General features: G+C 70.8%; 9 protein-coding genes. 8 read left to right on the forward strand and 1 reads right to left on the reverse strand.

Annotation, left to right across the window (positions count from 1 at the left end):
- Window positions 1–2: 2 nt before the first annotated feature.
- Both OG272_RS45380 and OG272_RS45385 read left to right on the forward strand, forming a co-directional pair.
- Window positions 3–3,350: a sarcosine oxidase subunit alpha family protein gene (locus OG272_RS45380; protein WP_328224602.1), complete on the forward strand. Its 3,348-nt coding sequence runs from the start codon at window positions 3–5 to the stop codon at window positions 3,348–3,350.
- A complete protein-coding gene (locus OG272_RS45385; RefSeq protein ID WP_327726320.1) occupies window positions 3,343–3,945 on the forward strand; it encodes a sarcosine oxidase subunit gamma family protein in 603 nt (200 codons plus the stop codon). The genes OG272_RS45380 and OG272_RS45385 overlap by 8 nt, the downstream gene beginning before the upstream one ends.
- Window positions 3,946–4,110: 165 nt before the next feature.
- Here the strand turns inward: OG272_RS45385 and OG272_RS45390 are convergent, their stop codons facing one another.
- Window positions 4,111–7,770 (reverse strand): LamG-like jellyroll fold domain-containing protein, encoded by a 3,660-nt coding sequence (locus tag OG272_RS45390; RefSeq protein ID WP_327726319.1) that lies wholly within the window; start codon window positions 7,768–7,770, stop codon window positions 4,111–4,113.
- A 407-nt stretch (window positions 7,771–8,177) separates the two neighbouring features.
- Here OG272_RS45390 and OG272_RS45395 point away from each other — a divergent pair, with 407 nt between their 5' ends.
- The 6 genes from OG272_RS45395 to OG272_RS45420 all read left to right on the forward strand — a co-directional run bounded on the left by OG272_RS45395 (window position 8,178) and on the right by OG272_RS45420 (window position 16,020).
- Complete coding sequence (locus OG272_RS45395) at window positions 8,178–9,224, forward strand: LacI family DNA-binding transcriptional regulator (RefSeq protein ID WP_326573750.1); 1,047 nt, start codon at window positions 8,178–8,180, stop codon at window positions 9,222–9,224.
- 233 nt (window positions 9,225–9,457) lie between these two features.
- A complete protein-coding gene (locus OG272_RS45400; protein WP_405895928.1) occupies window positions 9,458–10,705 on the forward strand; it encodes an extracellular solute-binding protein in 1,248 nt (415 codons plus the stop codon).
- Between the two features lie 20 nt (window positions 10,706–10,725).
- Entirely contained in the window at window positions 10,726–11,697 is a 972-nt protein-coding gene (locus OG272_RS45405; RefSeq protein WP_405895929.1) for a carbohydrate ABC transporter permease, read from the forward strand.
- A gap of 17 nt (window positions 11,698–11,714) precedes the next feature.
- Window positions 11,715–12,539: a carbohydrate ABC transporter permease gene (locus OG272_RS45410; protein WP_326585483.1), complete on the forward strand. Its 825-nt coding sequence runs from the start codon at window positions 11,715–11,717 to the stop codon at window positions 12,537–12,539.
- A 39-nt stretch (window positions 12,540–12,578) separates the two neighbouring features.
- Window positions 12,579–14,330, forward strand: a complete 1,752-nt coding sequence (locus OG272_RS45415; RefSeq protein WP_405895930.1) for an amylo-alpha-1,6-glucosidase — start codon at window positions 12,579–12,581, stop codon at window positions 14,328–14,330.
- A gap of 166 nt (window positions 14,331–14,496) precedes the next feature.
- Window positions 14,497–16,020, forward strand: coding sequence for an ABC transporter substrate-binding protein (locus OG272_RS45420; protein WP_405895931.1), 1,524 nt, complete (start codon window positions 14,497–14,499; stop codon window positions 16,018–16,020).
- Window positions 16,021–16,022: the final 2 nt, after the last annotated feature.

Consider the following 16,022-nt stretch of genomic DNA (forward strand, 5'->3'; position numbering starts at 1 on the left):
CCATGCTGCTCATCACCTGCCCGTGGTGCGGGCCCCGCGACGAGGCCGAGTTCCACTACGGCGGTCAGGCCCACGTCCCCTACCCCGAGACCCCGTCGACCCTCACCGACGAGGAATGGGCCCGCTACCTCTTCTTCCGCGACAACCCCAAGGGCCCCTTCGCCGAACGCTGGAGTCACGCGGCGGGCTGCCGCCAGTGGTTCAACGCGGTCCGGAACACGGCGACCAACGAGATCCTGGCGGTGTACCGGCCGGGGGAGCCGCGCCCGGCCGTGGAGGAACCGGGGCGCGCGGCGAACTCCGCGCCACGCGCGGCATCTCTGGGCCATTCGGCGACTTCTGAGTCACGTCCGGCGTCTCCGGATTGTCCGGCCGCTTCCGAGCCGGGGCCGGCATCATCAGCCCGTCCGGCGTTCGAGGACGAGGCCCTTCAGGCCGAAGGGGAGTCTGGGGGCGCAGCCCCCAGATGGGGGTCCCCCCGCTCGAGCGAAGCCGAGAGTGGGGGAGGGACGGGTAGGGGCGGCGGGGGCGAGGAGCATCCGTTCCGCCACCCCACCCGAGGCCGAGTGAACCGTGACCTCCCCCTCACCTTCACCTTCGACGGCACCGCCTACCAGGGCTACCAGGGCGACACCCTCGCCTCCGCCCTCCTCGCCAACGGCATCGTCCAGACCGGCACCAGCATCAAACTCGGCCGCCCCCGAGGCATCTTCTCGGCCGGAGTCGAGGAACCCAACGCCGTGATCCAGATCGAGGCCCCCTTCCCGGAGCCGATGCTCCCCGCGACGGCCGTCGAGCTGTACGACGGCCTCGTGGCAAGCAGCCTCCCCGGCCAGGGGCGCCTCGCCACCGAGCCCGATCCGGCCCGCTACGACGCCGTCCACGCCCACTGCGACCTGCTGATCGTCGGCGCCGGCCCGGCCGGCCTCGCCGCCGCGGCCGCGGCCGCACGCAGCGGCGCCCGGGTCGTCCTCGCCGACGACCAACCGCACCTGGGCGGCAGCCTCCTGGGCACGGGCGAACACCTCGACTGGGCCGAAGAGATCGCCGAACGACTCGACACCGCCCCCGAGGTCCGCGTCCTGCGCCGCACCACCGTCTTCGGCTACTACGACGACAACCACCTCCTCGCCGTGGAACGCCGCACCAACCACCTCGGCGCCGAGGCCCCCGAGAACGTCTCCCGGGAACGCGTCTGGCGCATCCGCGCCCGCCGCGTCGTCCTCGCCACCGGCGCCCACGAACGCTCCCTCGCCTTCGCGGACAACGACCGCCCCGGCGTGATGCTGGCCGCCTCGGCCCGCACCCACGCCAACCGCCACGGCGTCCTGCCCGGCCGCCGCGCGGTCGTCTTCACCACCAACGACAGTGCCTACGAGGCCGCCCTGGACCTCGCCGAGGCGGGCATCGACGTCACGGCGATCGTCGACACCCGCCCCGACGCGGGGGAGTGGGCGCGGCGCGCCCGCGAGGCCGGCATCGAGGTGCTGACCGGGCACGCCGTCACCGGTACGGAGGGCGACCCACGCGTCACCGCCGTGACCGTCGCCCCGTACGGGGAGTCCGCGGGACAGCGGCGGTTCGCCGCCGATCTCCTGCTGGTCTCCGGCGGCTGGAACCCGGTGGCACACCTCTTCAGCCAGGCGGGCGGCACACTGCGCTACGACGAGACGCTGGGCTCCTTCGTCCCCGACACCTGCCGGCAGGCGGTCGAGGTGGCGGGCAGCGCGAGCGGTGTGTTCGACGTCGCCGGCGTTCTCGCACAGGGCGCGGGCGCCGGTGCCCGCGCGATCGAGGCCGAGGGCTACACCTCTGAGGCGCCCCGTCTGCCGCACGTGGCCGCGCAGCCGCAGACGCCGCCCATGCATGTGTACGTCGTCCCGGGCGCCGACGGCGCACCCCGCTTCGTCGACCTCCAACGCGACGTGACCGTCGACGACCTGACCCGGGCGACCGGCGCCGGCATGCGCTCGGTCGAGCACACCAAGCGCTACACCACGGCCGGCACCGCCAACGACCAGGGCAAGACGTCCGGTGTCCTGGCCAGCGGTGTCGTCGCCGAACTGCTCGGCGTGGACATCTCCGCGCTCGGCACCACGACGTTCCGTCCCCCCTACACCCCGGTCTCCTTCGCCACGCTCGCGGGCCGCGACCGAGGCGCGCTGCACGACCCCATCCGCACGACGGCCCTGCACACCTGGCATGTGGAGCACGGGGCCCTCTTCGAGAACGTCGGCCAGTGGAAGCGCCCCTGGTACTACCCGCAGGCCGGCGAGGACATGGAGACGGCCGTGCTGCGCGAGTGCGCCGCAGCCCGCGACGGCGTCGCCTTCATGGACGCCTCCACCCTCGGCAAGATCGACGTCCAGGGCCCGGACGCCGGTGCGTTCCTCGACCTGCTCTACACCAACATGATGAGCACCCTGAAGGTCGGCATGATCCGCTACGGCGTCATGTGCCGCCCGGACGGCATGGTCTTCGACGACGGCACGGTCATCCGCCTCGCCCGGGACCGCTTCCTGGTCACCACCACGACCGGCAACGCGGCCGCCGTACTGGACTGGATGGAGGAGTGGCTCCAGACCGAGTGGCCCGAGCTGAAGGTCCACTGCACCTCCGTGACCGAACAGTGGGCCACCGTCGCCCTGGTCGGCCCCCGTTCCCGCGACGTCCTCGGCTCACTCGCACCCCACCTCGCCGTGTCCAACGACGACTTCCCGTTCATGGCCTGGCGCGAGACGACCGTCGCCGGCATCGAGGCCCGCGTCTGCCGGATCAGCTTCTCCGGCGAACTCGCCTACGAGATCAACGTGTCACCGTGGGACGCCCTCACCCTCTGGCAGGCGCTGTACGAGGCCGGAGCCCCGTACGGCATCACCCCGTACGGCACCGAGACCATGCACGTCCTGCGCGCCGAGAAGGGCTACCCGATCATCGGCCAGGACACCGACGGCACCGTCACCCCCCAGGATCTCGGGATGAACTGGGTGGTCTCGAAGAAGAAGCCCGACTTCATCGGCAAGCGCTCCCACGCCCGCGCCGACACCACCCGCCCCGACCGCAAACACCTGGTCGGCCTGCTCCCGGAGGACCCCGGCACCTTCCTCCCCGAGGGCACCCACCTGGTCGCCGACAGCGTCCTGCCCGCCCCGCCCGTCCCGATGCTCGGCCACGTCACCTCCAGCTACCGCAGCGCCGCCCTCGGCCGGACCTTCGCCCTCGCCCTGGTCAAGGGCGGCCGGGACCGCATCGGCGAGCGCCTGTACGCCCCCGTCGGCGACCGGCTGGTCCCGGTGACCGTCGCAAGCCCCGTCCTCTACGACCCCGAGGGAGCCCGCCGCGATGGCTGACACCGCACTCACCGCCCCGCCCCGCAGCCCCCTGGCCCACGCCGCCGACCGCCTGGCCACCGCCACCCGCACCTCCGGAGGCGCGATCCGGCTGGCCGAACTCCCCTTCCTGACCCAGCTCGACATCCGCCTCGACGCCAAGGGAGCGGCGGCCGACGCCATCGGCCTCGCCCTGGACCTCCCCCTGCCCCTCGAACCCAACACCGTCGTACGCGCCGGGCAGCTGACCGCGCTGTGGCTGGGCCCGGACGAATGGCTGCTGGTGGGGCCGCCCGGCACCGAGCGGGACCTGGAGAGCCGGATCCGAACGGCCGCGGGCGACGAACCCGTCTCCGTCACCGACGTCTCCGCCCAACGCACCGCCCTCCTCGTCGCGGGCCCCCGCGCCCACGACCTCCTGTCCCACGGTTGCGCCCTGGACCTGCACCCGCGCGCCTTCGAACCCGGACGCTGCGCCCAGACCACCGTGGGCCGCACCCAGGTCATCCTGGTCGCCCGCGACGCACCCGGGTCCGGCTTCTGGGTGCTGGTCCGCTCCTCCTTCGCCGGCTATCTGACGGACTGGCTGCTGGACGCGGCGACGGAATACATCTGAACGAGCTCAGTGAGGCGACCCGTCTACTCAGAAGGGGGGCACGGACAAGAGCGCCGGCGGAGAGCCGGCGCTCCGACGCCGCGTCGTAGGGGCTGAACCCGGGTCGTCGACGAGTGAAGCGCCCGGCCCGTCGACCGCGACGGACCGGGCGCTTCGCACCTCACCTCATCGCACCTGTCCCGCGTACGGCGCGACGGTGATCCGGTCGATCAGCGGCGCGTACCGGGAGCGGAGCAGCACGCCGGGGAAGGTGTCCGAGGCGTAGGTGGTGCCGTCGAAGTTCGGCAGTTCCTCGGAGCGGAAGACGACCGTGTTCTGCCCCTTCTCCAGCTGGACCGGGACGGTCAGCTCCCAGAAGTTGTTCTGGTGGAAGCTGTGCGGGAAGCCGACGCGCCGCGTCTCGCCGCCGTTGACGGTGATGTCGGCGTGGCGGGCGAGCGGGTCCGGGTTGTAGTGGGTGGCCTCGGACTGCTCGGGGTTGGAGTAGCGCACGCGCAGCGCGTAGAGGCCGGCCCGGTCCGCGGCGACGGTGAACGTCGCCGTGTTGCCGTTGCCCGGGGCGCCGCCGATCCCGCTGATCGCCGTCCCGTCGGTGGCCAGGGAGAGCGGCGTGAGTGTGGCCGAGCCCGCGAGCTTCGCGTCCTTCGCCTCGTACGTGCGCTCCGGGAGCGCGCCCCGCGTCGGTGTGACCGTGAGGCGGTCGACGAGGGTGGCGGACGAACCCCCGGTCACCGTCACCTTGTTGACGCCGCCCGAGAGGGAGACCGCCACGCTGCTCCTGCCCTTGGCCAGGCGCAGGACGTCGTGCCCGTTGACGGAGAGCCGGGCGCCCGAGCCGCCGAGGGTGTCGACCCGGAGAGTCGCCTCGCGGTCGGCGGGGGAGTAGACCCAGAACGTGGCGGTCTGCTTCTTCGCGAGGCGGGCCGCGCCCGAGCCGGTGGCGGCGGTTCCGGCCTGCTTCGGCAGGTCGTAGACGGGCTGGGCCCCGCCGCCCAGCCAGGCCAGCTCGCCCTCGTACACCTGGGTGGCGGCCGAAGCCCCGGGAAGGGACAGGGTGAGGCGGTCGACGATGGCGTCACCCTGGGTGGCGCGCTCGCCGTCGAGGCTCTTCGCGGCGAGCGTCAGGGTGTGCTTGCCCTTGGTGAGCCGGACCTTGGTGTCGGTGTGGTCCCACACCACCCACTTGTAGCCCAGCGTCAGGTACAGCTCCTGCTCACTGTCCGCCTTGCCGTCCACCCGCAGGAAGACGTTGGTGGGGCCCTGTTCCTTCACCCTGTCGAAGGTGTTGAGGGAGTTGGCGAAGACGCCCAGGTCGTAGGTGCCGTCCTCGGGCACCTCCACCGTGAAGTCGAGCGTGACGTCCGAGCCGGTGCGCAGACCGCCCACGTTGTAGCCGCCGGAGGTGTAGAACTTCGACACGTCGCGCGGGGAGCCCTCGGGGCCGTTCTTCGAGTAGCCCGACCCGGTGTGGGCGGCGTCCTCCGCCTCGTACGACGCCTGCCAGGAGGCGGACGGCGACTGAGTGCCCTTCGCTCTGCCGGCCGGGCTGAGGACGATCTCGTACGCCGAGGACTCCTTCAGGGCGGGCAGTCCGCCGTCACCGAAACCGACGACGACCGTGCCGTCGTCCCCGACCTTCAGGTCCGTCTCCGTGAGCAGCTTCGGGCCGGCGGAGTCGCCCACCTGTCCGCTCCACTCGATCTCCCGTACCCAGGCGTGCACGCGCTCCCCGAAGAGCTTCTTCGGAACCTTGTCGAAGGTGATGTGGCCCTTGCCGGTGGACCCGCCGAAGACCAGCCGGGCCTGCTTCTTCCTCTCGTCCAGCGTGCCGACGCCCTGCAGGGTGTAGTTCTCGCCGGGGAACGGCGGGGTCACCTCCACCGTGTGCCCGCTCATCGAGGCGTACGCGTTCAGCAGCCACCACTGTCCGTTGCCGCGGTTGGACTCCACCGCGGAGTCGGAGAGGTTGCCGTCGATGTTCCAGTACGCGATGTCGGCGTCCACCTTGGACTCCTCGATCGCGGACACCCACTGGATCATCTGGCCGGGGACGGAGGTGTGGTAGTTGAAGGCGTACTCGTTGATGTTGATGGGGAGTCGGGTGCCCTCCTTGCCGGTGCCCTGGAACAACTCCTTCTCCCACGCCCGGTACTTGGCGACACTTTTCCGCACCGCCTCCGGGTGGCTCAGCTCGTGCCAGGTGATGACCTCGGGGAGGGTGCCCGCGGCCAGGGTGTGGCCGAGGAAGCCCTTCACCTGGTCGAACAGGACGCTGGTGTTGGGGCCGGCGATGCGGGCGCCGGGCATCCTGCCCTTGATGAGCTGGTAGGCGTCGTCCCAGGCGGCGAAGAAGTCGTCCGGATCGTCGAGCCAGCTGACCTTGTCGTAGCTCCACTCGCCGGTGCCGAACATGTTGCCCTCGGGCTCGTTGAACGGCACGAAGACGATGTTGTCCTGGTACTTCTCCGGCAGCTTCAGGACCTGGTCGACCTGCTCCGCGATCTTCTCCTTGTAGAGCTTCAGCTTCTCCTCGGGGGTGTCGCCCGGCCACTGGTACGGGAAGCCGCGGTGGATGTCGGTCATGTAGATGTACACATCACCGTCGGTGGAGTCGGCCAGCGGCTTCACCACCTCCAGCGCGTCGGCCCCCGGGTGCTGCGGGCCGTCCTGCGCCTTCGTGGAGACCGTGCGCAGGCCCATGCCCTCCATGAGGTTGTTGGTGGGGACGTCCGGTCCGTACACGCCGTAGAGGGTGCCGGAGGCGCCGCCGTGGAACGCGCCGGTGTCCGAGCCGAGGTCGACCGTGAGCTGCCCCTCGCGCACCACCGTGACGGTCGCCTTCACGGCGCGCCCGGCTGCCGTTCCCGCCACCGTGAACGTCCCCGGCCGGTCGTACTTCTCGGACGGCACGGCGTCCCAGGAGACCGGCGTGTCGCGGTCGAAGCCGTCGGAGAAGGAGGAGCGGACGGCGGCGGGGAGGGACGGGGCGGTCCCGGTCGTGGTACGGACCTCGAAGGACGTCTTCGAGGGCTCCTGGACGGTCGGCACGTCCCCGACCGTACCGGCCACCTGCTCCGGGCTGAGCGCGGAGTGCCACACGGTGAAGTCGTCGATCGCGCCCTTGAGCAGCGGATCCGGCCAGAAGGACTTGCCGATGTAACCGGCGGCCGTGGCCGAACCGGCCAGCAGATCCCTGGCCTTGACGCCGGTCTCGGCCGAGGCGACCGCCACGCCGTCGAGGTAGGTCGTCACCTGGCCGGCGGAGGTGTCGAGGGTGACGGTGACCGTCTTCCACGTATCGGCGGGAAGCATCGCGTACCCGTCGACCTGTGCCTCACCCCCTCCGCCGGCGGTGACGGCGGAACGCAGCACGCCGTTGCCGCTGTACGGGGTGGTGAAGAGGTACGTGGTGGTGTTGGTGCCCAGGTCGAAGATCCGCTGCCAGGCCGACTTGTCGCCGCTCCACTTCACGCGGGCGGAGACCGTCAGGTCGCTCGCGTCGCCGAGCACTTCGCGGGGCAGCCGGACGTACGCGCCGTCCGAGGTGGGCGCTCCGCCGGGCAGGGCGAGCGCCTTGCCTCCGTCCGCGCCCTCGACGGACCGGGCGGTGGAGCCGTTCACCAGGGTCGCCGTCAGACCGTTGCCCGAACTGTCGGTGATCCTGCCGGAAGCGAGGTCGTCCTGGTCGAAGGTGTAGCGGGCGACGGGCTGGGGCGTGTCGGCCGCCTGAGCGGAGCCGGCGGGCACGGCCAGCAGGCCCGCGCCGAGCGTCAGGGCCACGGCGGCGGGAGCTCGGCGCCGTGCGGTTCTGTCAGCGGATGGCATGGATCGCGTCCTCAATCCTCGGGTGACGGGGTTCCGGTCGGCCCACCTCGGTCGGCTGCTCGTCCACGTGCTGTTTCCGGCTGTCTCCGGCGAGGAGGCGCGCAGGTGGCGCGGCGCGCGGAGCGGCCCACACGGCGGCCGGAAGGATCACTTCATCGAACCGGTTCGGCGAAGCTAGCACCGAGATGCCCGACCAGCAATCCCCTCAACGCAAGGATTTCCAGGCCTTTTGTCAGGATCTTGGCCAGGCGGGCAAGGGTGTTGACAGGCGCTCCCACAGTTCTTACCGTCACTTCACGCGAACCGGTTCGACGACCGGTGAGCGCCCCTCGTCCATCCCACCCCCTCACGACCCGCAGGCGGTATTCTCTTCTGAGGTATCGAACCGGTTCGAGCAAGGAGTCGGCGTGAACATCGGTGAGATCGCCCGGCGGGCCGGTGTCTCGCGGAGCACCGTGTCCTACGCGCTGAGCGGCAAGCGGCCGGTCTCGGAGGACACGCGCCGGAGGATCCAGCAAGTCGTCGACGAGCTGGGTTACCGGCCCAGCGCCAGTGCCCGTGCCCTGGCCAACGGGCGGACCAGCACGATCGGTCTGGTCTTCCCGCCTGCCGGGAACCACTACACGGGGATGCAGCTGGACTTCATCGGCAGCGTGGTGGAGGCGGCCGCGGCCTACGACTACGACGTGCTGCTGTCCCCCAGCGGCGTGGACAGCGACCGTTCCTTCCAGCGGGTGATGGGGGAGCGGCGGGTCGACGGCGCGATCCTGATGGAGATCAGGCTGGAGGACGACCGGGTCGACCACCTCACCGCCCTGGACTTCCCCTCCGTCACCATCGGCCGCACCGCTCGCCCGGAGGGCGGTTGGTGGGTGGGCCTCGACCACACCGCCCTGGTCGAGCGCTGCGTCCACCACCTGGCGGATCTCGGTCACCGCCGGGTCGCCTTCGTCAACCGTCCCGAGCAGCTGCTGCGCGCCGGGTACGAGTCCGCGCACCGCGGCCTGGACGGTTTCACCAAGGCCGCGGCCGAGCGCGGACTGACCGTCCGGACGTACTGCTGCGGTGACGACGCCGCCTCCGGCCAGGCCTGTGTGCAACGGATCCTGCACGACGACCCCGCCACCACGGCCCTGGTCACGTTGAACGAGGCCGCGCTGGGCGGCCTCTACCGGGGGCTGGCCCAGGCCGACCGCCATGTGCCGCGCGACTTCTCCGTCACCGGGGTCGTGGCCGGCCGCTGGGCGGAGACGGTGACCCCGCAGCTCACCGCGGCGGACGTACCGGCGGCCGACATGGGCCGTCTCGCCGTCGAACTGCTGGTGGAGCGGCTCGACCACCCCGACGCGCCGCCCCGGCACCATCTGCTCGCCCCGCCGATCTCGCTGCGGGCCAGCACCGGTCCTGCGGGAGCCGCGCCGAACGCGGACACCGGGTCCAGCACGACGCCCTGACCGCACAACTCGGTTAATCCGCGCCCGCCCTCCCCACCTGCTCTCCCCGCTCTGCCCGCCTCACCTCGCTGCCTTCGCCCGCTCTTCTCGCCCTTCTTCATCCGCTCGCCGAACACCCGGCCCGCACATCGGTGCCGTTCGGCGTACCCGCCGCCCTCGGCAATCCCTCGCCTCGGCACCCGCATGCCCGCGAACGCCTCGGCACCCGCATGCCAGACACAAAGGAACCCGCGATGAACAGCTACTCCAGACAGCGCCGTCTGACCGCCGCAGCCCTGACCGCGCTGGCCGTCGCCACCAGTGCCACCGCCTGTGGATCCGGCTCGGGCGGCACCGGCGCCGAGGGCGCGGAGAGCGGCACGTACTCGATCTGGGACCCGTACCCGCAGTTCGCCAAGGGCTCGGCGTGGGCGAAGCTGCTGGACGACTGCGGCACCGAGGCCGGAGTGAAGATCAAGCGGACCGCGTTCGACACCAGCGACCTGTCGAACAAGGCGCTGCTGGCGGCGCAGCAGGACAACTCGGCGGACGTCCTCATAGTCGACAACCCGGTCGTCTCCACCCTGGCCGAGGCCGGCGTGCTGACCACGACCGACGACAACAAGCTGGACACCTCGGCCGTCGACGCCAACCTGCTCGGGGCCGGTCAGTCGGGCGGGAAGACGTACGGAACTCCGGTCGGCGCCAACACCCTGGCCCTCTACTACAACAAGGAGGTCCTCAAGAAGGCCGGCGTGGACATCGCCTCGGTGAAGGACTGGGACTCGCTGACGGCGGCGCTGGCGAAGGTCGAGAAGGCAGGGAAGAAGGGGATCACGTTCTCGGCGATCGGGACGGAGGAGGGCAGCTTCCAGTTCCTGCCGTGGTTCTGGGGCTCGGGCGCGCAGCTCACCGACATCGGCTCGGCCGAGGCGGTGTCCGCGCTGTCGCTGTGGAAGAACTGGCTGGACAAGGGCTACGCCCCCAACTCGGTGATCAACAACACGCAGACGACCAGCTGGCAGGAGTTCGCGAGCGGCGACTACGCGTTCGCGGAGAACGGCACCTGGCAGCTCGCGGGCGCGGAGAAGGCCGGCTTCGACTACGGCGTCATCCCCGTCCCCGCTTCCGGCGGCGGTAACGCCGCCGCCCCGACCGGCGGTGAGTTCGTCACCATCCCGGTGCAGGGCGACACCGGCCGCTACGCCACCTCGCAGAAGCTGGTGGCCTGCCTGACCAGCACCGAGAACCTGTACGACACCGACACGACCCTGTCGTACGTGGCCCCCACCGCCGAGGTTCAGGACAAGCAGGTCGCCGCGAACGCCGAGCTGAAGCCGTGGGTGGAGGCGGTCAAGGCGGCCAAGGGGCGCACCAGCGACGACCTGGGCACCAAGTACCCCAAGATCTCCGAGCAGTTGTGGAAGGCCGTCCAGTCCGCCCTGAGCGGCGCCGAGTCTCCGAAGGACGCGCTCACGGCCGCTCAGTCCGCCGTCAAGTGACCGCACATGAGGGCCTTCTGATGACTGACACGGCACAAGTGCCACGCCGTCGGCCCGTGCCCGGCCACAGCGGGGCGGCCCCCGCCGCCCCGCCCCGGACACGGCGCCGCCCGACCTCCCCGCAGTGGGCGGCCTGGGCGTTCCTCGCCCCGGTCACCCTCTACCTCGTCCTCTTCTACGCCTATCCGCTCTACCGCAACCTCGACCTGAGCCTGCGGAACTACACCGTCCGTTCCTTCGTCCAGGGCGACGCGCCGTTCACGGGCCTGGCGAACTACCGGACCGTCCTCGACGACCCCACCTTCGCCCCGGCCCTGCTCCACACGGTCGTGTTCACCACCGTGTGCCTGGTCTTCCAGTACGTCATCGGTCTGGCTCTCGCGGTCTTCTTCCACCAGCACTTCCGGCTCTCCGCCACCCTGCGGGCGCTGTTCCTGGTGCCGTGGCTGCTGCCGCTGATCGTGTCGGCCTCCACCTGGTCGTGGATGCTCAACAGCGACTCCGGCATCGTCAACGCGGCCCTGCACGCCGTCGGGATCGGCCCGGTGAACTGGCTGACCTCACCGTCCTGGTCACTGACCTCGGTGATCATCGCCAACATCTGGATCGGCGTCCCCTTCAACCTGGTCGTGCTGTACAGCGGCCTGCAGTCCATCCCGGCCGGCCTCTACGAAGCCGCGGCCCTCGACGGCGCGAACGCCTGGCAGCGGTTCTGGCGCATCACCTTCCCGCTGCTGCGCCCGGTCTCCGCGATCACCCTGCTCTTGGGCCTGGTCTACACACTCAAGGTCTTCGACATCATCTGGATCATGACCAAGGGCGGCCCGGCGGACTCGTCCACCACCTTCGCCACCTGGTCCTACCAACTCGGCTTCGGCAACCTGCTGCCCGCCTTCGGCCCCGGAGCGGCCGTCGGGAACCTGCTCGTCGTCGCCGCCCTGGCCTTCGGCCTGGTCTACATGAGGGTCCAGCGAAAGCAGGCACTGTCATGAGCGGAAGCGGCAAGGCCATGCCCCGAAGCGGCAACCGTACGTGGTGGAAGACGGCCCTCGGCCTCCTGCTGACCGCGGTCATGCTCTTCCCGGTCTACTGGATGCTCAACGTGTCCCTCACCCGTGATCAGGACATGCGCAAGAGCCCGCCCGGCCTGTTCCCGGCCGACGCCACCCTGGAGGGCTACCGCAAGGTACTGGACGAGCAGCTGCCCTACCTCGGCACCAGCCTCGTCATCGGCCTCGGCACCGTCGTCCTGACCGTGGCCCTGGCCGCACCCGCCGGATACGCCCTGGCCAAACTCCGCCCACACGGCGGCGGCATCCTCAACTTCGTCCTCCTGGCCGCCCAGATGATCCCCGGCATCATCATGGCGATGGGCTTCTACGCCATCTACCTCAGCCTCGGCCTGCTCCAGTCCGTCCCCGGCCTGATCATCGCCGACTCCACCCTCGCGGTCCCCTTCGCCGTCCTCATCTTCACCGCCTTCATGTCCGGCATCCCCGGCGAACTGCTCCAGGCCGCCAAGACCGACGGCGCCGGACCGCTGCGCACCTTCTGGTCGATCGTCCTGCCCATGAGCCGCAACGCGATCGTCACGGTCTCGCTGTTCGCGTTCCTGTGGTCCTGGTCCGACTTCGTCTTCGCCGGCACCCTCGCGAGCGGCGGCGCCCACGAACCGATCACCCTCGGCATCTACCACTACATCGGCAACAACAACCAGGAGTGGAACGCCATCATGGCCACCGCCGTCGTGGCCTCGCTGCCCGCCGCGGTCATCCTCGTCCTCGCCCAGCGCTACGTCGCCGCCGGCGTCACCGCCGGAGCCGTCAAGGACTGACCGGCCCCTTCCCCCCTCGAAGAAACGAGTAGCCCTTTCATGACCGCCGCACGACCCGGCCCGGCCTTCTCCCTCCACGACATCCCGTTCAGCACGCACGGCTCCTGGTTCGACATCTCCCCGGTCCTGGCGGAGAAGACGTACGCCGAGGACCTGCACCTGGTCTCGCACCAGAACGGCATGCACGCCGTCCTGCGCCTCGTGCCGCTCGACGCCACGACGGGCGAGCGGGCCGAGACCCGCCTGGAGGCGACGCCGGCGCTGCTGAGCTGGACCGGCGCGGCCGGCCGGGTCGAACTGGCCTACGAGTCGCCGGACACCGTACGCCTGCGGGGTACGGGGCACCCGCTGAGCGTCTCCGCGGCGGCCCGAACGCTGACCCCCTTCGCCGGCACCTACTTCTTCCACGACGCGGCCGCCGACGCGTACGTGTTCACGTCGTACGAGACCGGACGTCGCTACCGCGTCACCGTGCTCCGCGGCGCGGCGGTCGACACACGCGGCAGCCAGGCCCTGGGCAGCGCCGACCGCGGCCTCACCATCAGCGCCGACGCGGACGGCCCCTGGGAGATGGCGGTCGAGGAACTCGACACGGCCCGGCCCCCGTACACGCCGACCACGCCTTTCGGCAAGATCGTCGAAGCCGCGCGGAACTCCTTCGCGGACTTCGTCGACGCGGTGGCCCCCTGGCGTTCGTCCGCCACCCCGGCAACCGAACTCGCCGCCTACGTCGTGTGGTCCGCGACCGTACGCCCGGCGGGACTGGTCACCCGTCCCGCCGTCCTGATGTCCAAGCACTGGATGGACAAGGTCTGGAGCTGGGACCACTGCTTCAACGCCCTCGCCCTGGCCCCCGGCCTCCCCGAACTGGCCCGGGACCAGTTCCACCTGCCCTTCGACCACCAGGACGAGACCGGGGCACTGCCCGACTCGGTCACCCACTCCGAAGTCCTCCACAACTTCGTCAAACCCCCGATCCACGGCTGGGCTTTCGCCCGCCTCAGCCGTCGCCTGACGACGCCCCCGAGCGAGGCGGAACTGACCGAGACGTACGGCAGGCTGGAACGCTGGACCAGCTTCTGGCTCACCGCGCGACGTGCCCCCGGCGCCGCGCTGCCCCACTACCAGCACGGCAACGACAGCGGCTGGGACAACGCCACCACCTTCGACCCCGAACGCGTGGTGGTCACCGCGGACCTGGCCGCCTTCCTGGTCCTCCAGCTGCACGAACTCGCCCGGCTGGCGACGCAGTTGAACAGACCGGACCAGGCCCGCCGATGGATGCGGGACGCCGAGGCGACTCAGTCGGCGATGCTCGACCAGCTCTGGACCGGTGACCGCTTCGTCTCCCGGGGAGTCGCCGGCGGCGCCACCTGGCCCAGCTCCAGCCTCCTCGACCTGATGCCCGTCGTGCTGGGCGAGCACCTGCCGGACGCCGTCAGCCGCGCCCTGGCCGACCGCATCGAGACCCACCTGACCCCGCACGGCCTCGCCACCGAACTCCCCACCTCGCCCCACTACCTCCCCGACGGCTACTGGCGCGGCCCGATCTGGGCCCCCGCCACGATCCTCATCGAGGACGGTCTCCGCCGCAGCGGCCACCACCGCCTGGCCGACGAGATCAGCACCCGCTTCCGCGCCCTGTGCGAAACCCACGGCTTCGCGGAGAACTTCGACGCCCTCACCGGAACGGGCCTGCGTGACCGCGCCTACACCTGGACCGCCAGCAGCTACCTCCTCCTCGCCGAGGCCCACGAAAACCGCGACGCCCCGGACGCCCGAAAGCGCTGACTTCCCCACACCCGCGCGGTCATGCGGGGAGAAGTCTCAACGGTTGAGACCTCACACACCTGGTGAGAGCTTGGTAAGGCTCACCTTATATCCTGTGGTCGAGCCCCCGGATGTCGCTTGTCGCGCGCCGGGGGCGTGAGCTGCCCTCCGCACGACAGGACCGACCATGCGCACCACTCCCCGCCACCTCGTCGCGGCTCTCGCTCTCACCCCGTTGCTGGCCGGTTGCTTCGCCGCCGGCGAGGAGGGCTCGGGCGCGAGTGGCGGGTCGGGAGCGGCCGGCCGTCTGCGGATAGCCCTCGCAGTGCCACCGGCGCAGGCCCTGTCGCCGTACAGCAACGACGCCACCGTGCTCAGCAAGCTCTCCGTGGCCGAAGGACTCACCGCCCTGGACGAGGAGGGCGCCGCGGCACCCGCCCTGGCCGACTCCTGGACCCGGAAGAACGACACGACCTGGGTCTTCGAACTGCGCAAGGCCACGTTCCAGGACGGCACCGAAGTCACCGCCGAGTCGGTCGTCAACGCGCTCGACCACGCCAACGAGGCCGAGACCAAGCCGCGCGTGCTGAGCGACGTGACGCTGACCGCCAAGGCCGACGACGCCGACACCGTCACCATCACCACCAAGACCGCCGACCCGGTGCTCCCGCTCCGGCTCGCCAGCCCCGCCCTCGGCATCCTCTCCGAGAAGGCGTACGCCGCCGACGGCACCGTCAGCCCCGTCGGCACCGGCACCGGCCCCTTCGCGATCACCCGGCTCACCGGGAAGACCAAGGCCACGCTCAGCCGCTACGACGGCTACTGGGGCGGCAAGGCCAAGGCGCCCGGCATCGATGTCACCTGGATCGCCGACGGCACCGCCCGCGCCAACGCCCTGCGCGGCGGCGACGTCGACATCGCCGAGTGGATCCCCACCGCCCAGGCGAAGCTCCTCGACGAGAACACGCGCCACGAAGTCCCTTCCGTGCGCACCGACAGCCTGATCCTCAACACCGGCAGCGGCATCTTCACCGACGCCGGCCTGCGCGCCGCCGCCCGTGAGGCCGTGGACGGCGGCGTCCTCGTCGACTCGGTCTTCGGTGGCTACGCCGACCCCGCGCAGGGCCTGTTCGGGCCGGCTGTCTCCTGGGCCACCGACCGGCGGACCGAGGTCACCGGCCGGGCCGAGGCCGCGACCGCCGCACAGGTGAAGACGGAGACGAAGGGCAAGACCCTGCGTCTGGCCACCTACACCAACCGCGCCGAACTCCCCGAGGCCGCGACGGTCCTCCAACAGCAGTTGGAGAAGGCCGGGTTCACCGTGAAGCAGGACGTGCGCGAGTACACGCAGATGGAGGCCGACCTCCTCGCGGGCAAGTACGACGCCCTCGTCTTCTCCCGGGTCACGCTCCTCGACACCGGCGACGCGGTCGCCTATCTCGCCAGCGACTACACCGGCGACGGCGTCTACAACATCGCGGGCCTGAAGGACACGAAGGTCGACCGGGCCATCAAGTCCGCGGCCGAGGAAGGCGACACGGCCGAACGGCAGCAGAGGATCATGCGGGCCGAGGCGGAGATCCTGCGCACCGACGCCGTCGTCCCGCTGGTGCACGAGAAGGTCGTGCAGGGAATCGCCGACGACGTCGAGGGGGTCCTCCTCGATCCCCGCGAGCGGTCCCTGGTCGACGTCGACACCCACCTGAAGTAACC

The organism is Streptomyces sp. NBC_00104, assembly GCF_045160825.1.
Classification (GTDB): Bacteria; Actinomycetota; Actinomycetes; order Streptomycetales; family Streptomycetaceae; genus Streptomyces.